At 35.4% G+C, this 24,082-nt stretch carries 23 protein-coding genes and 2 pseudogenes; 11 read left to right on the top strand and 14 right to left on the bottom strand.

Annotated features, from left to right (window positions below; translation table 11 throughout):
- The 10 genes and pseudogenes from J2Z38_RS09610 to J2Z38_RS09565 all read left to right on the top strand — a co-directional run.
- Positions 1 to 288, top strand: a pseudogene (locus tag J2Z38_RS09610) (group II intron reverse transcriptase/maturase); the annotation flags it as partial.
- Positions 289 to 376: 88 nt separating this feature from the next.
- Positions 377 to 1,771 (top strand): annotated as a pseudogene (locus tag J2Z38_RS09605) (helicase-related protein); the annotation flags it as partial.
- 42 nt (positions 1,772 to 1,813) lie between these two features.
- Positions 1,814 to 2,473: a DNA-binding protein gene (locus J2Z38_RS09600; RefSeq protein WP_209775069.1), complete on the top strand. Its 660-nt coding sequence runs from the start codon at positions 1,814 to 1,816 to the stop codon at positions 2,471 to 2,473.
- A gap of 110 nt (positions 2,474 to 2,583) precedes the next feature.
- The gene (locus tag J2Z38_RS09595) at positions 2,584 to 2,805 is read left to right on the top strand and encodes a helix-turn-helix domain-containing protein (RefSeq protein ID WP_007894591.1); all 222 of its coding nucleotides are present in this window, start codon (positions 2,584 to 2,586) and stop codon (positions 2,803 to 2,805) included.
- Between the two features lie 167 nt (positions 2,806 to 2,972).
- Entirely contained in the window at positions 2,973 to 3,149 is a 177-nt protein-coding gene (locus J2Z38_RS09590) for a sensor histidine kinase (RefSeq protein WP_009346340.1), read from the top strand.
- A gap of 75 nt (positions 3,150 to 3,224) precedes the next feature.
- Positions 3,225 to 3,884 (top strand): response regulator transcription factor, encoded by a 660-nt coding sequence (locus J2Z38_RS09585; protein WP_007894595.1) that lies wholly within the window; start codon positions 3,225 to 3,227, stop codon positions 3,882 to 3,884.
- Positions 3,877 to 4,854, top strand: coding sequence for a sensor histidine kinase (locus tag J2Z38_RS09580; RefSeq protein ID WP_209775067.1), 978 nt, complete (start codon positions 3,877 to 3,879; stop codon positions 4,852 to 4,854). Before J2Z38_RS09585 ends, J2Z38_RS09580 begins: the two co-directional genes overlap by 8 nt.
- A 99-nt stretch (positions 4,855 to 4,953) precedes the next feature.
- Positions 4,954 to 5,643: an ABC transporter ATP-binding protein gene (locus J2Z38_RS09575; protein WP_209775065.1), complete on the top strand. Its 690-nt coding sequence runs from the start codon at positions 4,954 to 4,956 to the stop codon at positions 5,641 to 5,643.
- Positions 5,630 to 8,128 (top strand): FtsX-like permease family protein, encoded by a 2,499-nt coding sequence (locus tag J2Z38_RS09570; protein ID WP_209775063.1) that lies wholly within the window; start codon positions 5,630 to 5,632, stop codon positions 8,126 to 8,128. The genes J2Z38_RS09575 and J2Z38_RS09570 overlap by 14 nt, the downstream gene beginning before the upstream one ends.
- A 226-nt stretch (positions 8,129 to 8,354) precedes the next feature.
- Complete coding sequence (locus J2Z38_RS09565) at positions 8,355 to 8,921, top strand: ABC transporter permease (RefSeq protein WP_225304694.1); 567 nt, start codon at positions 8,355 to 8,357, stop codon at positions 8,919 to 8,921.
- A gap of 41 nt (positions 8,922 to 8,962) precedes the next feature.
- Here the strand turns inward: J2Z38_RS09565 and J2Z38_RS09560 are convergent, their stop codons facing one another.
- The 6 genes from J2Z38_RS09560 to J2Z38_RS09535 form a co-directional block, all read right to left on the bottom strand.
- On the bottom strand, positions 8,963 to 10,294 hold the full coding sequence (locus J2Z38_RS09560) for a relaxase/mobilization nuclease domain-containing protein (RefSeq protein ID WP_007894578.1): 1,332 nt from the start codon (positions 10,292 to 10,294) through the stop codon (positions 8,963 to 8,965).
- Between the two features lie 5 nt (positions 10,295 to 10,299).
- Complete coding sequence (locus J2Z38_RS09555) at positions 10,300 to 10,650, bottom strand: plasmid mobilization protein (protein ID WP_000013643.1); 351 nt, start codon at positions 10,648 to 10,650, stop codon at positions 10,300 to 10,302.
- Positions 10,651 to 11,027: 377 nt separating this feature from the next.
- A complete protein-coding gene (locus J2Z38_RS09550) occupies positions 11,028 to 12,245 on the bottom strand; it encodes a tyrosine-type recombinase/integrase (RefSeq protein WP_001291561.1) in 1,218 nt (405 codons plus the stop codon).
- Positions 12,246 to 12,326: 81 nt separating this feature from the next.
- A complete protein-coding gene (locus J2Z38_RS09545; RefSeq protein ID WP_000814511.1) occupies positions 12,327 to 12,530 on the bottom strand; it encodes an excisionase in 204 nt (67 codons plus the stop codon).
- A 460-nt stretch (positions 12,531 to 12,990) separates the two neighbouring features.
- Positions 12,991 to 13,221 carry a helix-turn-helix domain-containing protein gene (locus J2Z38_RS09540; RefSeq protein WP_000857133.1) on the bottom strand — a complete coding sequence of 77 codons (231 nt, stop codon included), beginning with the start codon at positions 13,219 to 13,221 and terminating at the stop codon, positions 12,991 to 12,993.
- A complete protein-coding gene (locus J2Z38_RS09535) occupies positions 13,218 to 13,640 on the bottom strand; it encodes a sigma-70 family RNA polymerase sigma factor (RefSeq protein WP_000804885.1) in 423 nt (140 codons plus the stop codon). Before J2Z38_RS09535 ends, J2Z38_RS09540 begins: the two co-directional genes overlap by 4 nt.
- 504 nt (positions 13,641 to 14,144) lie before the next feature.
- On the opposite strand from J2Z38_RS09535, the gene J2Z38_RS09530 reads away from it, so the two are divergent.
- Entirely contained in the window at positions 14,145 to 14,498 is a 354-nt protein-coding gene (locus tag J2Z38_RS09530; protein WP_001227347.1) for a helix-turn-helix transcriptional regulator, read from the top strand.
- 59 nt (positions 14,499 to 14,557) lie between these two features.
- Here the strand turns inward: J2Z38_RS09530 and J2Z38_RS09525 are convergent, their stop codons facing one another.
- The 8 genes from J2Z38_RS09525 to J2Z38_RS09490 all read right to left on the bottom strand — a co-directional run bounded on the left by J2Z38_RS09525 (position 14,558) and on the right by J2Z38_RS09490 (position 24,070).
- A complete protein-coding gene (locus J2Z38_RS09525; protein ID WP_000336323.1) occupies positions 14,558 to 14,725 on the bottom strand; it encodes a cysteine-rich KTR domain-containing protein in 168 nt (55 codons plus the stop codon).
- Between the two features lie 118 nt (positions 14,726 to 14,843).
- The gene (gene tet(M), locus J2Z38_RS09520) at positions 14,844 to 16,763 is read right to left on the bottom strand and encodes a tetracycline resistance ribosomal protection protein Tet(M) (protein WP_000691727.1); all 1,920 of its coding nucleotides are present in this window, start codon (positions 16,761 to 16,763) and stop codon (positions 14,844 to 14,846) included.
- 15 nt (positions 16,764 to 16,778) lie between these two features.
- Positions 16,779 to 16,865, bottom strand: a complete 87-nt coding sequence (locus tag J2Z38_RS09515) for a tetracycline resistance determinant leader peptide (RefSeq protein WP_011058339.1) — start codon at positions 16,863 to 16,865, stop codon at positions 16,779 to 16,781.
- A 274-nt stretch (positions 16,866 to 17,139) separates the two neighbouring features.
- Entirely contained in the window at positions 17,140 to 18,054 is a 915-nt protein-coding gene (locus J2Z38_RS09510; RefSeq protein ID WP_000975333.1) for a conjugal transfer protein, read from the bottom strand.
- 14 nt (positions 18,055 to 18,068) lie between these two features.
- Positions 18,069 to 19,070 carry a bifunctional lytic transglycosylase/C40 family peptidase gene (locus J2Z38_RS09505; protein ID WP_000769868.1) on the bottom strand — a complete coding sequence of 334 codons (1,002 nt, stop codon included), beginning with the start codon at positions 19,068 to 19,070 and terminating at the stop codon, positions 18,069 to 18,071.
- Positions 19,067 to 21,244 carry a CD3337/EF1877 family mobilome membrane protein gene (locus J2Z38_RS09500; protein ID WP_000804748.1) on the bottom strand — a complete coding sequence of 726 codons (2,178 nt, stop codon included), beginning with the start codon at positions 21,242 to 21,244 and terminating at the stop codon, positions 19,067 to 19,069. The genes J2Z38_RS09505 and J2Z38_RS09500 overlap by 4 nt, the downstream gene beginning before the upstream one ends.
- A gap of 2 nt (positions 21,245 to 21,246) precedes the next feature.
- Positions 21,247 to 23,694 (bottom strand): conjugal transfer ATPase TcpF, encoded by a 2,448-nt coding sequence (gene tcpF, locus J2Z38_RS09495; protein ID WP_000331160.1) that lies wholly within the window; start codon positions 23,692 to 23,694, stop codon positions 21,247 to 21,249.
- Entirely contained in the window at positions 23,678 to 24,070 is a 393-nt protein-coding gene (locus J2Z38_RS09490) for a conjugal transfer protein (RefSeq protein ID WP_000723888.1), read from the bottom strand. The genes tcpF and J2Z38_RS09490 overlap by 17 nt, the downstream gene beginning before the upstream one ends.
- Positions 24,071 to 24,082 lie beyond the last annotated feature (12 nt).

Below are 24,082 nucleotides of genomic sequence, written 5' to 3'. Positions count from 1 at the left end.
ACCAAGATACAAGCTGAAGCAAATCCATTTGATGAAAATTGGCAAATATACTTTGAAGAAAGAGAAGAGTTAAAAATACGAAACGAACTTAAAGGGCGTACAGTTATAAATAGACTGTATAAAACTCAAAACGGAATATGCCCTGTTTGTGGAGAGAAAATAACTCTGGATACAGACTTTAGAGTACATCAAACAACTCAAAACAATATTACCCTTAAAACATTAGTACATCCTTGGTGTCATAGAAAATTGCATATAAATGATAATGAAAATACGTTGGCTCTTTAATTAGGGCTTACAAAAACTTGAGCCGTGTGAGGGGAAACTCTCATGCACGGTTCTTAGAGGGGAAAGGGATAGTAATATCCCCGACCTACTCGACCAGACGATAGAAAATAAGCAGAAGTTCATTTCTCAGATTATGACAAGTAAAACACCTGTCAGAGTTGCGGAAGATGTGGACGAAAGCTCTCTTAACTATGCAGAGATTAAAGCCCTTGCCACTGGCGATCCTAAGATTAAAGAAAAGATGGATTTGGACAACGAAGTTACAAAACTAAAAATGCTTGAAGCAAACTATAAGTCTAATCGTTACAGATTAGAGGATAAAGTGGCGAAAAACTATCCTGAAGAAATCACAAGAACGGAAAAGCTCATTGAAGCTGTCAAAAAAGATATATCTGATGTAGAACCTAAAGCGGAAGGCGAGGAAAAGTTTACTTCCATTACCATTGCAGGAGAAAAAATTACCGATAAGAAATTAGCCGGAGAAAGACTTCTTGAAGCTATTTCTAAAGTGAAAATCAATGAAAGCAAGGTTATAGGAAAGTATAGGAATATGGATTTAGAGGTAAGTTATAACTTCTTTACCAATGAACATAACTTTAGCCTAAATGGTGCTGCAAAGCATTCAGGAGAGCTTGGAACAAGTGCGGACGGGAATATTACAAGACTGGATAACGCTCTTGAGAAAATGCCCGAGAAATTAAATAGGCTTGAAGAAAAACTTATCAGTACAAAGGAACAGCTTGAAAATGCCAAAGAGGAGCTAAAAAAGCCTTTTGAAAAGGCAGATGAGTTAAAATCAAAAGTGCTTCGCTTGGCAGAGTTAAATAAGCTCCTTGATATGGGAGAAGTGGAAGAAAAGAGAAATGACAATCCTCTTGTGGAAGATGTAAAAAGAGCTATCATAAACTTTTGCAACAGAGAATATGAAGAAAACCATAGTTATGATGAATTTAATACTCTATATCCTGACTTAAAGCACATCGGCATCGCCTATACCAATACACCTGACGAAAGACACGGTATTCAGTATGAGCTTAATTTAGAAGCTAAAACATGGACACAGTATATTGATGATATGCCTATCAAAACAGAGAGCTTCGACTATGAAAACAAGGGAGAAAATGAAGCTCTAAGGAATATGAAAAATGAAATAGAAATGTCCTCTTTTAACGATTTGGTTTATGTTGATTCAGAAGATTTAAGAGCAGCAACGGGTCTTGATATTGACGATGAAGGCAACTTCTATGATCCACTTTCTAAAGACCTCGATAATGACGGTATTCCTGATAGATATGACAATGACTTTAAGGACAGTGATTATTTTGAGTCAACTTATGATGTGGAGGACAATCTTCATAGTAAAGAAGAAACCACACAAAAATCAGGTGATAAGCCATCTATTTTAGGACAGATAAGAGCCTATCAAAATGAAAGTAAAACAGAAGAAAAGCAAAAAACAAAAGAACAGGAATTTTTAAGATAAGGGGAGGGAAACCTCCCTTTTGCCATGAAAGGAGATAAAAACATGGATTACAAAACAATGAGAAATCAAATAGAAGATATGGTAAATGATAATCATAAGGACTTTGTAAAGGCGATTATAAGCATGGAAAAAGGTATCAATGATGAAAGTGCTTTAGATAAGCTCTATGACGCTTATATGGACAATGACAGCCTTAATTTGCTACATGAAGAATTTGACTATATGATTGAGGATTTAAGAGAACAGGGACAGATAAAAGACCTGCCTTATGATCAGGAAGAAAAGGATAATCTTATCAATATTGTTGGAAATATCGTTGGAGAGGTTGATGTATTAGAAAGGGAAAATAAGAACGGAGAAGCTTTTAAGGTAGCGAACTTTTCCGTTGTATCCAAAGACGATGAGGGTAACAAAGTATATCATAATTGCTCCGCTTATGGAGAAAAGAGTGATATTCCAAAGGACTTTAAGCAGGGAGATTTTGTTAAGCTCTTTGGACAAATCAGAACCTCCATTGATGATAACGGTAAAGAGCATAGCAATATCAGGATACTTTCTTCAAAGCTGTTAAAGGCAAAGGAACAAATGAAAGGACAAGAAGAAAAGAAAGAATCTGTACTTGGGGCTATCAAAAAATATCAGGCTGAAGATAAGGAAAAGCCGAAAGAAAAGAAAGAAGTAAGCAAAGAAGCTGAGAGATAAATTTATGGTCGGTGTGGTCTTAGGGCTGCACCGACTCTTTTTTATTTGGTGAAATTATGATATAATTAAAGAAATAAAAGTTCAACTATATGAATATTAAGGATGGTAATATGAAAATAAACTATAATGGGCTGTGGAAACTTTTAATAGATAAAAATATGAAAAAAAGAGACCTACAGGAAAAAGTTGGTATAGCTCCTGCAACGATAGCTAAAATGGGAAAAGGTGAATTTGTCAGCATGGAAATTCTCTATAGAATTTGTATTGAACTGGATACAGATTTTGGTGAACTAATTTCATTGAATAGGACGAATAATATAAATAAGTTTTAATTTTTATAAAGAACCTTTAGACTTTAGATTGTATATCAAATGATGTATTTTCCTTTGATGATGACTATGTTGAATAGGTATTATGGAGGTATGAGATATGAGAGAGATAATAATTATAGATGATGATATTGCATTATGTAATTTAATTAAAAAATGTTTAAGCACAGATGGATATTCTGTATATATTTGACAGAATGTATCAGGCAGATAGTTCAAGATTAACAAAAGGTTCAGGACTTGGATTATCAATCTCCAAAGAATTACTGCGAGTAAATAATGCTAAAATAAGCGTAAGTAGTGTGCCAAATATAAAAACTGTTTTTACTGTAGAGTTTGCAATGTAAATAGCTGATTTAGAAAGTCTCTTTGGCAGAATTTGTAGTTATTTTAAATGTGATATCTCAGAAAGGAGTATAGAATTGAAAATACTAATGATTGAAGACGACAGCACAATTTCTTTTGCTGTTAAAACTTACTTAAACAAGCATAATATTGAAACTATTATTTATAACAATCTTTCTCAGACAGAGAAGCTTAATTTTAATGATTTTAACTTAGTTCTACTTGATGCTAATCTTCCTGATGGTTCAGGTTTTAATTTTTTGAAGTGGCTGAGAGAATTTTCTGACCTTCCTGTAATAATGCTTACTGTAAAAGATGAAGACGAGTATGTTATCAAAGGTCTTTCTCAAGGAGCAGATGACTATATTACAAAACCTTTTTCTCTTCCTGTCCTGAAGGCGAGAATAGACAATGTGTTTAGTAGAAAAATAAAAAAGGTTGACGAGCTAACTTTTGAAAATTTATCTTTAGATCTCATTTCAAAACAAGCTTCGATAGATGGAAAAGATTTAGACCTTAACTTAAAAGAGTTTGCTATATTGGAAATGCTTTTAGAAAACCAAAATATAAATCTACTAAGAGAGCGAATTTTAGATTATGTTTGGGGTTATGATTTTTATGAAGTAAATGACAATACCCTAACTGTCACCATAAAAAGACTCAGATCTAAACTTGGAGATTATGGCAGTCATATAAAAACTCTTAGAGGGATAGGATATAGGTGGGACAATGAATAAAAACAAAAATATTTTACTTGTCTTAATTTTAAATTTGATAATGTCTTTGTTTGTAGTTTATCTCAATCCAAGATTTGATATTCTAACACTTATTGGCTTTCTAGCTATAAATATAATTCTGTTTATAGTTATTTCAAAAATTGAAAAGAAAAAAGAAAAAGCTCTTGAGTATAAGATCAACAATATATTCAGCCTCCTACATTCACTTGATATAAACTCTGATAATTATGAAATTATTGACGATGAATTTGGCAAACTCAGAGATGAGATTATTAAAACTATTATAGAAAACAAGAGGATTGCTGAGAATGCTGAGAAAAATAAGGAAACTTTAAGGGAATATACGGAAGATATTGCCCATCAGATAAAAACTCCGTTGACTGGATTACTATTATTGTTAGACTTATTAGAAGACGAAAATGACAACTTTTCCGAAGAATATATAGAAAGACTCAGAGATAATTTACTTAGACTCCACAACTTATCTGACATTTTATTAAAACTTGCAGCCCTTGATTCTGGGACAATAGAAATGGCAAAAGATAGTATATCAGCTAGAGAGTTAATTGAAGATATCATACGAAACCTAAAAGATTATTTTTTAAAAGATAATGTTGAAATTCCACTTTATGGAGATGACTTTTATCTTATATGCGATAAGAAATGGACCTATGAAGCAGCATTTAATGTGATGAAAAATGGTCTAGAAGCAACAGAAGGTAGACATATAGAAATTCATCTAAAAGAAACGAATTTATATAAAAGTATATTTGTGGAAGATTTTTCTAAAGGTTTAGATAGAGAAATGTTAGAAAAAGTTTTTAAACGTTTTTATAAGCTGGATCCAAATTCAAAAGGTTATGGGATTGGGCTTCCTATGGCAAAATCTGTTATGGAAAGACAAAATGGAGAGCTTTTATATCATAAGGGGAAGAAATCAAATTCCTTTGAACTGAGATTTTATAACTGATTTAATTATGGCTGTGTAAATAAAGCACAGTCATTTTTTCTAGTCACTTTCCAGTCACTTAAGCCTAGTATTATATAGACAAGTTAAGGAGGACTAAATATGAATATTGTAAAAACAGTAGATTTAACAAAAACTTACAATAGTGGAGTAGAAGTACACGCTCTATCAAATGTGAATTTTGAACTAGAAAAAGGAGATCTTGTCGCCATTATTGGAGATAGCGGGTCAGGAAAGTCTACTTTGCTTCATCTATTAGCAGGAGTTGATAAACCAACAAGTGGTGATATATTTATTCAAGATAAAAATATTACCAAGTTTAACAAAGATGAAATGACAGTATTCCGCAGAAGGAATATAGGCGTAGTATATCAATTTTTTAATTTGATTCCAAACATCAACGTTCGAAAAAATATTTTACTTCCTCTTTTGTTAGACAATAAAAAGGCAGATGACGAATATTTAAAGGAAATTTTATCGATACTAGGAATAGAAGGAAAGCTTGATAGGTATCCAAAACAATTATCCGGTGGAGAGCAACAAAGAGTCGCTATTGCTAGAAGTCTTATTACAAGACCTGCCATAATTCTAGCAGATGAGCCTACAGGAAATCTCGACAGAAAAAATTCTGAAGAAATCACAGGACTTTTCAGACTTGTAAATAAAAGATTAAATTCTACAATTATGATAATAACTCATGATGAAAAAGTAGCAAATTCTTGTGATAAGGTCTATAGAATGGTAGATGGTAGGTTAAATTTCTTAGGAGATGAATCTTATGAAAATTATTAATGACCTAGCTGATGGAGCTGTAAAAAATAATAAGAAAGACAGTTTTGCTATTAAAATTTCCATACTTTTAGCAGTTATATTGCTAGGTACAGTTGTATTTATTGTAGGATCCTTAAAATATGACAAGTATAACTACGTAAGAAAAACTATTGGAGACTACCATGTAGCAATTACTGAAGTTGATGAAAAACTATATGATAAATTAATAAATGATACGGATATAGAAAAAATTTCTTTTAATAAAATCATAGAGACAGATTTAAATGCAAATATTTATGAAAATGGAAAATATAGCAACCTATTAACTGGCTACGAAATAAAAAAAGGAAGAGAACCTAATAATTCAAATGAACTATTAGTGCCAGAAAGATTTTTAACAAAGAATAAAAATTATGATATAGGCTCTAAAATTACTGCAAGTGATAAAACTTATACCATAGTTGGAGTCTATGATGATTATGGATATTCTTTTGAAAAGTCTATGTTTCTTACTATGGCTGATAGTGATAAAAAGATAGACTTATTAAAAAACAATAGAGGTTTAGAAGCCTTAATATGGTATAAGCATCCAAGAGATACTTATACAAAGACTAGAGAAATTTTATCTACTATGAATATAGACGAGAGGTCTTCAATAGACATAGGAAGACTATCTTATAACACAGATATTTTAGAGTATAAGATGATTTATCCTCAAGGAATATTTCCACCTAAGTCAGTGATAAAATCTGCTGTAGAAGAGTATAGTGCGTATTTCTTTCTAGTTCTTCTATTTGCTTTTATTATCTATGGTGCTTTTAACGTATGGAATAATAGAGATTTAAAAGAAATTGCCCTATTAAAAAGCACAGGTATGACTGCAAAACAAGTTAAAAAAATGATAAAAAAGAAAGCCTTTAAACTATCTGCATTGCCAGTAGCCTTAGGTACACTTCTATCCTGGGTTTTCGCAAACTTATTAATGTATTTAATGTGGCTTAATAACTCAGTATCCTATAAGAATATGTCTGAGATAATTGGAGAAAGTTTTAAGGCACCAGATTTTCACCTAGTTTATTTAGATCTTACTTCTATTTTAATAATTATTTTATTATCGCTTTTGACAGTATATTTATCTGCGACAATCCCTGCTAGGAAAAGTGCAAAATTAAAGATAATAGAAGGTTTAAATGGGATTACAGAAAAAAATATAAAATTAGGAAAATCAAAAATAAATGGACCTATAGAAAAGACTTTAGCAAAAGATTATTATAGGTCATATCGATCAACCTATCGAATTATTGTAATCTCAATGGCTCTTTCTGCCTTTGTACTGACTACAGTTTTAGTTAGCCAATCATATAGAACTTTGAACGAAAAATATAATTCATATAAAAGTCCGTACAATTTTAACTCTAGTATTTATACAGATGACTTTTTGAATAAAAATTTTGTGAATGATATGGAAAAAGTTAAAGGTATAGAACAATTACACATCTATCAAAGAGTAGATACAAAGTTTTATGCTGGTGAAAATGAGGACTTTATTTCTAAAGATTTAAAAAATTCTCTAGATAGTGGTAAAAAATCCAGTGATAAACTTTATGCTAGTATCTATGCACTAACAGAAAAAGATTTTAAAAACCTTTTAGAAGTAAATAATATTACAAATGCGACTTATGTTTTAGTGAACAAAGTATCTAAAGATAATAGTACGCCTTACACCTTTAGAGATTATATAAAAATTTCTGATAAGGAATCTGGAGATATTACTTTAAAATATAATGCAAATGGTAAGTCCATGCCTATAAAAATAGATTCAAGTATCGATGAAATGCCTTATGGATTAGAGGCATATAAGTCAAATGAAATAGCTATTTACACAAGTGAAAGTAGTCTAAGAAATTTTATAGATGAGTACGGAATAGATGAAGCTAATCCTGTATATTATTATTTTGTAAAAATCAAAGCCGATAAAAATAAAGAAAAAGTATTTGAAGATGCCGAAAAAGTGATTTTGACCTATGTTCCAAAATCAGATCATGGCACTTCTACAGAAATTATAAAAGCTGCTATGAATAAAGAACAAATGAGAAATGAAAAACTATTAAATCTTGGCATCCAAATTATTCTTATAACCATTGCTCTTTCCAATGCCTATAATAGTTTTAAAGGCAACCTTAGAGCGAGAGCCAATGATTTTAAACTCCTATCCACTACAGGTATGACAGAAAAACAAATGGAAAAGATGGTCTTTGGAGAGGGGAAAATATTGTTTAAAAATATTTTCTTAGCCTATATCTTTATGTTCATTATGGGAATTGCACTGAGAGCCTATAGAAGCAACTATGAATTAGTATTTGCGATAAAAGGTCTGATAACAAATATGAATTATATCCCTCTAATAGTAGTATTTGTATTTATGATTGCAGGAGTTTTATTTGCAATAAAAAGTGGTTTTAAAACAATAAATGAAAACTCAGATAATACTTTCAAGAGTATATAAGAAAAAGGCTGTGAGCATTTGATATGTACCCTCCTTACTGGTTTGTCCAGTAAAGAGGGTACTATCATAATGAAGACGCTTGTATTATATAAAAAACTTCACAGATCAAAATTGATTTTTTTGCTTGTATTCGCACTCATAATGACGTTAGGGGTTGTGTTTCTTCAAGGACAATTTTCATTTGGTGACAAAAAGTATATAGATACATTTGTGGTATATTTTACAGGTGCAGTCTTTAACAACATATTATGTATTGCCAAGTTTGATAGCGTTGTTTGGAGGATATATTATTTGCCGTGAAGAACAAGAAGATGTACTCAAATCATTGAAGCTAATACCGATAGATGAGAGGAATATGATTACTGCAAAAATGATAATTACTCTGTTGGGTAGCATTTTTGTTTATCTAATATTGTTTATGGTATCTTTAATTGTAGAAGCGGTATTGCATTTAAATGCGGTAAACATGAGTGAAGTAGTTCATTATTTTGCTGTATATGTATTAACTGGAATAGGTGTTTTTATGGCAATATCTCCAATTATTGCATTTATTGGACTTGTAAAAAGAAGCTACTGGATAGCTCTGATTATCGCTGAAATATACTCCTTTATAGGAATTTTCTTTGCCTCAAAGGAAGTTGTAAGGGCCATATATCCAATATCATCTGTATTCGTTTTATCGGGACTATATAAAACACCGGTTATGGAATTGCTGATTAGCATAATCGTAAATATTGGTTGCTGTTTTATTTCATATAGAATACTAAAGAAAATGAGAGTTCGTAAAAAATAGTTATGAAAATAAATTTAGGAATTTAAAAAGAGGAGAGAACACTATCTCTCCATCTCCTTGCCCATGTAAATTCCATAGTTCTTTCGTATTTGATAAAGCTCGTCCATAGTAGATTTTGAGGAAGAATACTCTTTCATGAGGATATTCTTTTTTTCTTGCAGTTTATCAAGTCTATCTAAAATATTCTTTGAATTTGGAAGTTTAGAATAGGAGCTTTTCAGCTTGGAAAGAGCAGTTTCATAGAGCGTGATTTGCGATTTGTATTCTTCATAAAATGCCTTGTCCGATGGATTTGCCTTATATTCCTTGTAATAGGCTCGATACTTTTTAACGGTATGAACTTGTTCCATCGTATCAGAAAGTAGCTGCATTTCCTTATCAATTTCTTTGATTTTATCTTGTAAACCTTGTCTTTCTTCAGCACTTTTCCTAATGTATTCATCAAGCTGCTTAACGGATTTAATGCCATGTTCCCTGATGAAAACAACTGACTCAGCCATTGTATTTAAGTTATGTTTTGTTGCCCAATATTCATAGCCTTTGCTCTCTTTCACTTTGGCATTGGTACTCATATTGATGATATTTCCGATTCGTTTTTTGACAGGTGGGGCTTTAATAGATTGATTTTCTGTAATACGCTCTTTTAATCTTTCTTCGGTATAATCTTCACCAATCGTCTTAGCCCTTGTAAATCTCTGCTTATCTTTTGGCTTAAAGGCAATGTGTTTGCCATGTTTTATTTCATAACCAAGTTCAGCCATCTTCTTTAGGAATTCTTCCCAATCCTTAGACTGTTTTATCAGACGATCAATATCAAATTGAAGCCTGCTTTTCCAAGAAGTACCTTTCTTAGATTGCTCATTTTCATACCATGACTTTCCATTTGTTTTGTACTTTCTCTTATAGCTCTCGTAGAACTCATCAATCACAGATAGGTTATTTTCTTTACATAACTTATCGCTCTGATACCTGATTTGGTGGTAACTTCTTTTGTTGGATTGATAGCACTTACCAGTAACCATATTGACATTATTGAATATGATGTGATTGTGGATATGCCCTTTATCTATATGGGTAGATAAGACAAATTCGTACTCATCCTTTAATATCTTTTTACATAGTTCAAGACCGATCTGATGTGCCATTTCAGGACTTGCTTCTCCGGGTAAAAAGGATTGAATGAGGTGTCTTGCAAGAACAGTTCCGTTTGTTCCCGCATCATTTCGTGTTCTTAAAAATTGAGTATGAGCAGTTTCCTGATGGCATTTATGAGTGCTTACTAAGATTTGCTCGTCCGTTTTTTCTCCATTAACAATATATGAAATGGCGAGATTAAGTGTTGATTTTATAGGATGTATTTTTGTAATAGCCATAAAATTTAATCACCTCCGGAAGTTCTGTTAAGAAGCAGAGAATGTATTTGCCACAACTCTTTTGAGAAATATTCAATCTGCTTTTTCATATCGTTTATATCGTCTTTGTAGATTATTCCGGTAGAATTTACACGCTTTGCAATCTGATTGATGTTGTTTGTAGCATTGGAAAGCAAGCCTTGTAAATCTCTAAAGGGTTCTAAATCCACTTGATATATTTCCTTTTCTAAAACGCACTTGCGAATGAAATGGCTCATATTTTTGCATTTCGCAAGTTTTCTTTTCTCCTCAAAAAGAGCCTTTTCTTCTTCAGTTAATTTAATTTCAAGTCTTTCATTTCGTGTTCTATTTGCCATAGGTAAATCCTCCTTTGAATGTATTTCGGGGTCTTAGGGTACACCCTAACAAGTTAAAAAATTGATAAAAAAAGAAGCAGATCCCAGAGGGCTGCTTCATCAATTTTTTCGTAAGTGTCCGTACACTTACTGTGCTTGCTACAAAAGAATAATTAAGGTAGCAAGCGTTAAGCATCTATTAACTTATAGATAATTTTACATACAAACAAAGTATAAATTTCTAATTATCTTTTTATATTTTCTTAAATGCTCGTAAAGCCTTATTCTATGTGCTTTCGAGTATTTTTACTGTAGGAAGATACTTCACGTTTCTTTGCATATTTCCTCATGTCTTAGCTGTCAGAAGTGGTAAATAAGTAGTAAATTCATTTGTACTACTAAGCAACAAGACGCTCCTGTTGCTTCTCTTTATTCAAGCGTTTCATTTCTGCCATTGCAGAATCGAATGTTGCATGTGCGTAATAGTTCAGCGTCATGGCTATATTAGCATGTCCCATAATGTACTGTAATGCCTTTGGATTCATTCCTGCATTTGCATAGTTGGTACAGAATGTATGTCGCAAACTATGTGGAGTGATGTGTGGCAATTTATCCTCGTTATACTTATTGTATTTCTTAACAAGACCTTTCATCATGCCGTTGTAATCACTTGCCACTTTTGGATAGTTCTTTCTATTAAGAAAGAGGAAATCACTATATCCATCAATCTCAACACGCTTATCATTCTTTCGATTCGCTAACACTCGCTTAAATGCTTGATAGGCTTCTTCAACCATAGGAACTTGACGTTCGCCACTTTTGGTCTTTGGTGTTTCAATGTAGTACCCAATTTCAGTATCTCTCAATAGCTGATGGTCTATATTGACAAGACGATTCTCAAAATCTAAATCTGGAAGTGTCAAACCACCAAACTCTGAAATACGAAGACCTGTTTTTAAGAGTATCAGAATTTCATCATAATTTTTGCTGTAGGTTTTATCAGCTTTTGCAAAGGCTAACAGTTTTTCTTCCTGTTCTTCTGTTAGTACGGTCTTAGGGACAGTATCATCATCAAGAACTGCTTTCAGTTGAAAGTCAAATGGATTCTTCCGAACACAATCATCTTGTATAGCAATATAGAATGAAGCCTTTAAAGAACGTTTGTAGTTATTGATGGTTTGATAAGCATAACCATTTTCACTCATTCTAATAGCCCATTCTTTAGCGTCTGATGGCTTAATACTGTCAATACTTCTTACACCTAACTTGTCTTTCTTCAAAATATCCATAAGATATTTGCGTCCAGTTTCAGTGTTTTTTCTAACCTTTGGTCTTTGAGCGTTCTGTTTTGCGTAAAGCTGGCAGAGTGTCATTTTCTTTCCTACAACATCAATACCATCATGAATGTCTTTCTGTAACTCTGCGATTTTCTCTCTAAGTGAGATACAATCACGCTTTCCTGCTGGTACTCGGTCTGTAGCCACAAGTTTCCACGAGTAAACAAATTGCGGTTCTCCAAATGAATCTATATATTTGTATAAGTATCTTCCGTCTTTTCGTTGGCTCTCTCCAGTCTTTAAGATTCGACCTTTATTGTCACGTCTTTTTTCTGACATGGCATTTGCTCCTTTCCTTTATGGAAAGAGCCTTGATACGACTTAATACTATTTTATCATATACAAGACCCTTTGGCGACGCTAGATTGCGTCCAATGTATCTATAATTTTTTCAAATTGTTTTCGTTTAATCTGAATACGATTGCCATTCATAATCAGCCAATTTGCATTTTTATTTTCCTCTGCCAAGCGTCGTAGCTTGTTTTCGCCAATACGAAAATATTTTGACGCTTCTTCAATGGTTAGGGTATAACGTTCCCAAATAGGAATGTCAGTCTGCTTCATAAAATCCTCCTTTCCAAATCACTTATTTGGATTTCATAAAAGTTGTTTTACCAGCAATCGAACAGCTTTAGCAAAGCTCACGGGAGTTCCACCCCTGCATGGTTCTCATGTAGCCATACTCATTGCCTGCGACGGTTTTATCACGCTCGGACTATTGACTGTATGGGAGTATCATTATCACGATAAGAATGTCGTTGCAGGCAATCCTGCTAAAGATTGCTTCTCGGATCACTAACATGAATCGCTCGCTATCTTTATAAGATAGGTCATGGCGGTTAGTTCCGTTGGCTCTTTTCTTATCGAAACGTATTCGATTACTTTTATTCAGTTTTCAAAGAACAATGGCTCGTTAGCCTATCAAAACACATTGAAAGCTCAATATGCTTTGGTGGAATAACAAACCTCCCTGTTCGGGAAGCGTGGAATGGTTTAGCACGCTTCCACGAAAGGAGAGAGGATATTACTTAATTTCAAATGACAAAATCTTTGTAATCAGTCTGGTTTCCATTCTTCCACGTAAGACTTCATCAACGACCATACTTTGATTGCCATATTCATCTTTCATAAGTCGTAGGGAACGCTTCGTTATGTACCCTCTGTAATGATGTAGAATCTGGTTAATCGCTTCGGTATCGCCATCTGTTGCCTTTACAATGAGAGGAAAGGGAATCATAGGATATTGTGTTTTCATTCTTCAAATTCCTCCATAAACTTTTTAATTAAGGCTAGTCCACTGGTTCTATGCCGATAGACAGTAGAACGGTTCAATTTCAACAGGTCTGCAATTTCTGAATCGCTCATGTCCATAAAGTAAAACAGCAGTAGAATTTCACGTTTCTTGTCTGGCAACTCACGTAATGCTTCACTCAACAAATCATTTTCAACGCCTACTGATAACCCATTGAGTGTAAAAATCTGAAAGTCAGTTGAATAGTTATCTGTTGTCGCAAACTGGCTAACAAGATAATCGCCAACATCCGAAAAGGACACCTCACGCTTTGCAATCCTTGAAAGATAAAGCATATAATTCTTTCGCTCGTCTTCCATAGCACGTTTACAGATATAGTCAAACTGATTTTCTATTGTGGTCTGAAAAGAAGATGGTTTCATGTTTCTCACCCCCTTTCTGTCTAGGAAAGGAAGTGAGCCTTGCTCGTTTATCTCCTTTCACTCTTAGTCCCAATGTGAAAGGGGGATTTGTTGCATTACTGATAAATAAACTTTGTAAAAAAGTTCTGAATAGCCAAAAAAGCATATAAACAGATTTATTTCTCTGTTTACATGCTTCTGTTATTCTATCTATATGATTTATAAAACCACATTGGTGGACGTACTTATCTATTGCAGATAGACGACTTTTTTTGACAAGAACCCAATGTAAGGAAATTTATTGTATATGATGTACTTCATGGCGACGTTGACCTCCAACAAACCGCCATTTGGAAGTAATATACAATATTTTAACAGCGTAAATAGCACTACCATATAACGGTTTTTTTTATTGGCGTTTAGTAGTGCTTTTTATTAAATATAAACCTATAAACCATATAACACGTTTTTCTATACCTGTTTTTAATTCAGTAGGAACAATAAAATGTATAGAGGTGGTCTACTATGCGTAAAAAAGAAGATAAATATGATTTTAGAGCCTTTGGTTTAGCCATTAAAGAAGCTCGATTGAAACGAGGTTTAACTCGTGAACAAGTGGGAGCATTGATTGAAATTGACCCACGGTACTTAACTAATATTGAAAATAAAGGGCAACACCCCAGCATACAAGTTCTTTATGACCTTGTATCGTTACTTCATGTTTCCGTTGATGAATTTTTCTTACCTGCTAATAACTTGGTAAAAAGCACCCGACGATTACAGATAGAGAAATACATGGATAGCTTTACAGACAAAGAACTATCCTTAATGGAATCTTTAGCCAGCGGTATCAACGAAGCAAGAAACATCGAAGACTAATTAAAAGAATCCATACATAACGGAAAGAGCCGATAAAATGAGATTGTATTAATCTCATTTTATCGGCTCTGCGTCTTTGCGTCTGGCTCTGTAATCACAGTTACTTTGAACTGCTTTATTTCAATTAAATTTTCTTGTCTGCATTTCGGACAATAGAGGGGGAATTTTTTTAATTCAGTATCTTCCCTTATCTTTAATCGTGTTTTATTTCCACATACAGGACACAATATCCACTTGTAGTTTATAATAACTATCTCCTCCTTTACACTTTAATTCAAATCTTTATTAAAAAATATTTCATCTTATTTAACAAGAAACCATATTTATATAACAACATAAAATACACTAAGTTATTTTATTGAACATATATCGTACTTTATCTATCCGACTATTTGGACGACGGGGCTGGCAAACAGGTTCACCGGTAGTAACATGGTACCCTTTTAACTCTGTTAAACAAACACTACGTCCATTTGTAAAGAAAGTTAAATCACTACGATATTCTTGAATACACCGAGCAGGGATTTCTCCACTAAGAATGACCTCATTATTTTTCAATTGAGTGTCTACGATGTTCGCACAATATTTAGGAGCATCGTTGTATGCTCGTGAAAGATATTCCTGTGGCGCATAAATTTTAAAACTAAGATATGGCTCTAACAATTCTGTTCCAGCTTTTTTTAAGACTTGTTCCAATACAATAGGAGCAAGCATCCGAAAATCTGCTGGGGTACTAACAGGGCTATAGTATAAGCCATACTTAAAACAGATTTTACAATCCGTCACATTCCAACCATATAATCCTTGTTCGCAACCATAGCGTATCCCTTCCATAACTGCATTTTGAAATGATTGATTTAAGTATCCAAGAGAAACCGAGCTCTCATACTGCATTCCACTTCCCAACGGAAGCGGTGATACAGATAAACCAATGGAAGCCCAGAAAGGATTTGGCGGCACTTCGATGTGAATGGTATATTCTGCATTTTTTAACGGTCTCTCCATATAAATGACTGTAGGCTCTTTTAGTTCTATCTCCACATGATACTTTTCTTGCAACAGTGCACTAATCACTTCCATTTGTACTTTCCCTAAGAAAGAAAGTATAATTTCATGTGTCGTAGAATCCACGTAATATCGTAGAAGCGGATCACTATCTGAGATTTCCAAAAGGGCATCAAGCAACATTTCTCTCTGTTCAGGTTTACTCGGTTCAACAGTTGTTTGTAGTAGAGGGTGCGGATTTTCAATCTTTTTTCTCTGTGGCAATAGTTTTGTATCTCCAAGAACACTATTTAACTTCAAAAACTCATTTTGCAAAATAACAATTTCTCCAGAATAAGCTCTATCAATCTTACATAATTCACCATTTATTGAAGTATACATTTCTGTAACTTTTATTTTTTCTTTTTCTGATACTCTAACCGAATCTCGTAAATGTAGTACTCCACTATAAAGGCGTATATATGCAAGACGTTGTCTTTTTTTTGTATATTCAATTTTGAAAACATTTCCGCAAAGTTCAGACGGACCTCGATGTGTTGATGAATAAAATTTATTCGTAATCACTTCTATAAGGTTATCAATCCCTATATTGTTTTTTGCACTTCCGTGATAAACAGGGAACAGGGAACAATTATGAAATCTTATGCTTTCCTCTTGTTCGAGTTCCAATGCTTCTAATGATTTACCGGACATATATTTCTCTAAAAGGTCATCGTTTCCCTCTATTACCGTATCCCATTGTTCAGATTCGGTAAAGTTCGTCACACACATATTAGGATACAGTTCTACCTTCTGTTTGATTACAATTTCGGCAGAAAGTTTCTCTTTAATATCCTGATAAACCGTTGATAAATCAATTCCATTTTGGTCAATCTTATTGATAAAAAAGATTGTGGGAATCCCCATTTTCCTAAGTGCATGAAATAATATACGAGTTTGTGCTTGTACGCCATCTTTTGCAGAAATCAGTAGAATTGCCCCATCTAAAACTGATAATGAACGATATACTTCTGCTAAGAAATCCATATGTCCTGGCGTGTCTATGATGTTCACCTTCGTATTTTCCCACTGAAAAGAGGTTATTCCTGTCTGAATTGTAATTCCTCTCTGACGTTCTAAAAGCGTATTATCCGTCCTCGTTGTACCTTTGTCCACGCTTCCTAATTCTGTAATCGCTCCACTGTTATATAATAAGCTTTCTGTTAAGGTAGTTTTTCCTGCATCAACATGAGCTAAAACTCCAATATTAATAATTTTCATGTGATTTTCCTCCATTCAAAAACCCAAAAGGGCATAAAAATCCCAGTGATAAATACTTTTATCACTGGGATTTTTATGCATAACCATAGGTATACAAAGCATACAGATATTCTCTGGATACTTTAGAATCACATGATAAAGGTATTCTTAAACTGGGTACAAAAAACTAAGCCCTCCTAAAAAAGGACATCTAATTATTTGTTCCCGCTATCAAATTGACAGTTTATTTAAGAATACCTTGCCGCATATTTATTAACTCCTTTTAAATAGTCACTTAAATAATAGCACGTAAGAGCATATTTGTAAAGGAATCTCCAATTTTTTATCAAAAAGAGTACATGATTACAAAGTATCTGTAATCATGTACCAATATTTGTTATTTTACAATCTTCCAATTACTCCCGTTCTTTTCAAGTACCAAATCAAATTGAGATACCTGCGTTGCTTTGGTCTGCTGGTCGATATACTCCACTGTCAGCGATACCGTGACTTGATTATCCTTACGATTGTGAATAGGATTTACCAGTTCTTGAAAGATGTACTCTTTTCCGATTGGTTTTAATATCCCGTCATTCACATAGTAGGAAAGTTCACTGGCTGTCGCTGTAGGATAGAGCTTGAAGAACGTCGTTAAAAACTCATTGATTTCATTGGTTGTAATGGAATCAACCGTCCCCTCACTTTCAATGGCTTTTGGTTTATAACTTGATTTCTTAGGTATGTTGGTAATGGTCGGATTCTTAACCAGTACCATATTTCCAGAACCATCTACATAGACACTCACTATATAAGCAGAGTGGACGGTCTTTGTATTTTCTCCCTCTGTAATGAGCTGGTCTACACTGTAGGTTACATTAAACTCATTGTCGCCAGTTGGCTCTACCGTCCATATCTGAAATCCTCTTACAGAAGACGATACAGGAATATCTTTGCGTACTGTATCAACATTGAGAGCTTGAAGTTCATCTGTCAGATAGCCTTTTAGACTTTCCATTCGATTATCAATGGACTTATCGGATTGCTCCCATGAATAGTAGACTTTCGCAAAGTTCTCTACAAAATTTTCTACATGATGAGTATCAACGTATTCCTTTTCTATGATAGTTGTTTCGTGAATAGTATGAGTATCTATAGCTGTAAAGTGCTTGAATATCGCAAAGCTGAAACTAAGCCCTAAAAGTACCCACAAGGCAATCACAACCTTTTTATGAGGATTGACCTTATAGACACGAGGTTTCTTTTCCTTTGGTATCTGTTTTTCTTTATTCTGATTTTTTCTAAATTTCATCATTAAATCTTCCTTTCTCATTGTTTGATTCGTCCTGCTCCCACTAAATGCTGTTGCCAGTAGGGGCTTGTTAAGTCGGCATAACCGATTGGGTCGCCTGCATGAAACATACGGTTATTGCCAAGGTATATCCCAACATGAGTAATATAAGAGCCAGCGTTATAGGTAGAATGAAAGAAAACCAAATCGCCAGCTTGTGCTTCCGATAGTGGGATATGCTGGGTCACATCATATTGCTGTTGTGCGGTTCGTGGTAAGTTAATTCCAGCTTTTCCATACGTCCATTGTGTCAGTCCGCTACAATCAAAAGAAGTAGTCGGGGAAGCTCCACCGTAAACGTATCGCCAGCCCTCATATTTCAGTGCTTCGTCCATGATGGCTTGTACCGTATCATCATCAAACTCTGTTGTGACAAGATACTGCGTTACCAGTTGCACATAAAACATATTGCCATAGTTGTATCGCCAGCCCCCATTGATAGGTATGGCTATGGGATTGGGGTAAGACACTTTTTCGCCACCTGAATACTCTTTTGAGAAACTTTGAGCCAGTTCAAAGGTATATTTATTTCCACGATTAGCCACATACCCTAAGAAACCACCACCATAATTGTAGGACTGGATAACCGATTCTAAATCTACACTGAGCCTTTCGCTACTGGCTAATAATTCACTGAAATACTTCACACCTTGCTTAATGGATTCTTCTGTACTCAATGAATTAGGTGGAAGACCGAGGGATTCCGAGGACTGCATAACATCTTCCGCAGTACCGCCCGATTCCACCTGTATAATCGCAAGAAGTATGTTGACATATTCTTCAACGCCATATTCTTTGGCATATTTTTCTACCATAGGCTTATGAGCCAGCACTTCTGCGGAAACATTCACACCTCCATAATGAATATTGGAAATTCCGCTGTCCTGTTCATCTGAAAATAAAATGGCAACAAACAGAAGCAGTGAGAAGACCATCAAGAATAATCCAGAACCACCAATCACTAAAGTTTTCAACTTCATGGTTTCTTACCGACTTTCTTAATGGTGGCGGTTTTGATTGGTGGTCTACTTCTTGTATTTTGTAGTGGTACTCTTTGAACAGTAGACGGACGTTCTTTTGTGATTGGACGTTGTGAAGTTCTATCTGCTGTAGTGGTTGAAGTTGCTGGCTTTTGAACGGTTTTTTCTTGAACGGTATTGCCTTGGCGTTCCACTTTTGGACTTGAAAAATCGGACTTAACTGCTGGACGCTCTTGTTTGGCTTGTTGAGATTCCTTATATGAAGTCTGAATATTAGACTGTTTTGAGGTCTGTTCATCATGATATTGTTCTTGTCTTGTAGTCGGTCTTTCATGAACAGAAGAAGCAGGCTGTTTTTTCTGTTTGACCTGTTCCATTTCAGAGCGACGCTTCGCAATGGTTTTTCGCCTTTGTTCCTGCTGTTCCTTGCGTCCACTGGCTCTGTCCGCTTTGGTTTGAGAAATACTACTGGTTAAATCACGGACATTCTCTTTTACTTTGGATTTTCCTTGATATACTGCATATCTTGCATTGGTCGGCAAATCTTTAACCTGTTCTTTCAAACCACTAGCAGTGTCTACCATTCTGTCTTTGGTATCAGCTACTGTACCGATGGTTTGACCGATACGTTTTCCAAGTGTTGATTTTTCCTTTCCGTCTGGTCGGGAGTGATCTGCTTGTGTCCTTGCAGAACTCCCCGAACCCGACTGTCCTTTTTTACCTGTAACAATGGCAGACCCAGCCCCTAGAGTAGTCATGGAACGTCCAAGTTTCCGCTGTAGACGGTGCATGTGAGCGTGCATAAGCATACGAGGTTTTCTCATCACACGACTTCCCACACTTTGAGAATCGTTACTCTGTAGAGAAAACATACTCATTAAATCGCCCAGCTTGAAGTAGATTCCTGCAAAGGTCACAATCTGTAGAAAAGCAATCAAAAAGAACGGATAACCAGCCGATAAGGTATAGAGCATGGTTGAAATACTAAATGCTGTCGTAATAATCAATGTGATTCCAGCTCGTGTCAAAATGGTATTAAAGAGCTTTGTTATGGCTCGTTTTGACATACCATCAAATGATGGAATCATGCTTAAAATAAAGCTCACAGGCAGAAACATAGCATAGATGATAAAAAGTACCTGCGAGAAAATCATGATTCCTGTTAATAGGAATACAAATATGGAAATCCCAATATTGAAGACAAATAGGAAGAAGACTGTACCTAAACGGTTAATGGTCTTTGTAATGGTTAGATTGGTATTGCTTCTGTCTTCAATTTCTTCCGCAACAATTTTTTCTCTGTCTTCGCCATTGTTGGAATCTGGGCTGGTGGAGAGCAGGCTTTCCACACGGTCAATACCGATACTTTCAATGTCTGAACTGTTGTATTGAAGCAGTAGCCACGGTTGCTGAACCTGTATGGAAAACAGGCTATCTCTGATTAAGTCCACGCTGTCCTTGCCTTGACTATCGGAATGGGGCATGACAATCTTCGTGCCAAGTGATAAACTGGCATTACTGATGTCTGATGAAAAGTCATTGATTTTTTTAATGTAGTCGGGAGCGTAGGCAATAAAGGAAGCCGATAGGATAAACACCAGCACAAAATTCATAATGGCATGAATTGCCTTTGTGGTTTCTCTCTTTATCAGTCCCGTATAGGCAACATAAACCCCAAGAACCAAAATCAAGAGTAAGAGGAATCCAACATAGAAACCCTCTGTTGAAAATCCGTTTGCACTCACACCAGCTAAGGTCTGCATATTCTTACCAATGGAATCTGCTGTAGCGGAAATGAAGTCTAAGGAATAGGCTTCCTGTACTAAGTAACCTGTCGCATTGGAAACATACAAACTGATTGTCCAAATAAAATTGGTAATGGCATATAGTCCATACATGACCTGTTTTCCAATCCCGTCCGACCAGTTCCACGGAAGCCAGCCCCAGCTATTATCCACATAAAAATCCAGTTGATAGTTTTCAAGTGGGTATCGGCTGTATTCATTTGCCACATTGACCGTATCATCTACCAAGCCCGCAGCTTGAACCACCGTTCCCAGCATGGCTAAAAGAAAAATGGCAATCACAAGTGTGAAAGCCACTGTCATTGCCACTTTACCTAGACGTTTCAGCGTCCAGTTTGATTTTATTCTGTTTACTATTGATGGTTTCACATTTACACCTCTTTTCGCACAGGTGGTCTGGTATCAAAGGCATGGAGCAGTTCTTCAAATACAGGGTGGAACTGTATCACACCGACACGACCATATAAATCACTGATAAGGCATTGCCCGTTTTCCAAATCACGCAATCGCTTCTGATTGTTTTCGTCCTCTGGGTCTACACCAAAAAAGGCTAAGGTCTTTTTAATCTCGTTAAGGTCAGTGGAACGAAATGCAAATTTTAAGCCGAGGTTATTTTTCAGTTTTTCATCTAAGAGGTCGTCTGTATTTTGGGTCACGAAATATACCCCAGCGTTCATAGCACGACCAGCCCGAACCAGCTTCATAGATAGTGTTTTTCCTTGTGCTACCTGTAAAAAGCTCCATGCTTCGTCTAAATCTACAATCTTGAAAATGCTTCGGTCTGTATGGATAAAGTCTAAAGCAAAGGTACTAATGACAATCAGCATAGCAACGGATAAAAGCTCCATAGTGGTATATTCCTCAAAGGAAGTTTCCTTGTCGGGAAGTACCAAGTCCGCAACCTGTATAATGTTCAGTTGTTTTTCTAAGCTGATAGACTGCTCCACATAACCATTACTGAATAATAAATGTGCAAAGTCATAGTCTGTAAAACTTTCGATATGGTCGGCTATACTGGTACTTAGTGGCGTATTCTCAACCCGTAATTCCTCAATCACTTTCATCAACCCTCGTACTTCACTATTGGTTACTGCACGAATGGCTTTTCTAAGGATTGGGAAGCGTTCCCCATCACGAGAGGAAATCCCCGTAAGGAATGTCAGAATATCAATAGCCAGTGATTCAGAATCTTTGGGATTTTTCATAATCACATAAGGGTCAAGTAAGCCTTTGTTTTTCTCATCAGAAGTCAGAGTGACGATATTGATTTCATGGGAAATCTCTGGCAAGGTTTCTTTCCATCTGCCACGTTCTGCTTTTGGGTCTACAATCACTGCTTGTGCCCCATAAAGCACCGCATAATAGACGATAAGGTTATTCGCAAAGGATTTACCACCACCCAGCGAACCAACAAAAGCCGACGCTAACGCATTGGTTACTGAACCCTTAACCCCTTGACTGGCAAGAGCAGGTTTCAGATAGACATTGCGTCCAGTATCTAAGCTGTAGCCAACATAAATCCCCTCATTTTCCCCCAGCATTTGAGTAGCACCAAAACCTAAACCAGCGAGGAAATCAGAGGTCACGTATTGAATATAATCATTCATATAACGCTTGCTGGCAGGTAAAAATTCTTCATGTAAGCCGAGCATATCCCCAAATGGTCGTACCAGTTTTACGCTTAAATCGTCATAAAAATCTTTCACTTCATTACAACGACGTTTGAGTTCGTCAAGATCATTTGCTGATACCCTTACCACATAAGACAGCTTGTACATAGATTCCTTGCTTTGGTCTAAATTGGTTTCCAGCTCATTCACACTTTCCAGAGCTTCCGCCACATTGGAGCTGGTTTCATTATCACTTTGCCAAGCGTGGTTATCCAAGTCTTTCAGTTCTTTCTTTTTATTGCGGACAGTAGATAGGGCTTTACGATTCGCTACAATTTCCACATTCATTGACGTATCAATCGGGAATGTAAATTGCTGTTGCTGGTAGTAGAAGATTTCAGAGGACGGGAAGTCCAGTTCTCCGACAATGCTGTTAATGGTAAAGTAAGCTACATAGACGGTTTCATCTTCCTGCTGGATTTTCAAATATCGCTGTTTTTCTTCCACCAAACAGCGAGTAGGCTTAATCAAGTCATAGTATTTAATCAGCGTTTCATTATCCAGCTTTTTCTTTGATAGATGGTACTCATACTCTTCATAGGCAGTGCCTGTCTGTCCGTAAAGGTGTTCAATCAGATAGCCGAAGTCGTCCTTATCTAACCTGCGGATTTTGAAACGACGAGAGATTTTATTTTCTAAGAGCTTTTCCATCTTCTGAAAACGCAGGATTTCATCATTACTCATACTAACAAAATCGCCCATCAGCTTATGGTTCACATCATAGACAAAATCAGACAAAGCATTTTTTGCTTCAACGGTAAGACTTTTCATAGAAAACTCCTGATCGTTGAGAAGCAACTTAAAGCCGATAAAGAAACGGTAGTTCACTTGATTTTCGCCAATCATGGATATTAAAGCGTCTGTCTGTTGGTCGATTTTGTCATAGGCAACCGCTTTGAGCTTGCCAGTGACTTCATTTTTGGAACGCTCTTGTGCAGAACGTATGCTGGATTCTGTACTGATTTGTAAAGCATGAATTTTGCCATCACGATTTTGTGCGATAAGCTGTCTGAAAGAATCATGCACTTGTATTTTCTGTTCTGGACTTAGAAATGAGTAATTGTAAGGAACAAGCTCATAGTAAGCATAACATTCCCCGTCTTTATTCCAGACGAGATTGTTTTCAATGTATTTAATTGGATATGCCATAAAATTCACTCCTAACTGCTGTAATGGCTTCTTGTGGCTGGTTTCTGCCAAGCGTTACTTTTTTTCCTGCATAGGTCAGCTTTGGTCGCAGTGCATAAGCAATGACAGACTTCAAAAATCCATAAGGCTTTTTACCATCAAAAGTTTTTGTAGACATAAACCATGTGAAAGCCACAGGAATCCCAAAGTATTTGAGAAATGCTCCCTCTATCATGGAAAGAGGGGGCAAGTTGCCAAGTATCATCACTGCAAAGAGTGACACGACAAACCATGTCATTTGCGTAAAGGTTATGGGAAACGGAAGTCTAAAATCATTGATAGAATACAGTACCTTTTCCACAGACCAGATACTGGTATAGCTTCGTATTTTCTTCATGTAATCAATCCT

Origin of the sequence: Anaerococcus degeneri (assembly GCF_017874475.1) — a bacterium.
Lineage (GTDB): Bacteria > Bacillota > Clostridia > Tissierellales > Peptoniphilaceae > Anaerococcus > Anaerococcus degeneri.
This window is presented reverse-complemented; position numbering and strand designations above follow the sequence as displayed.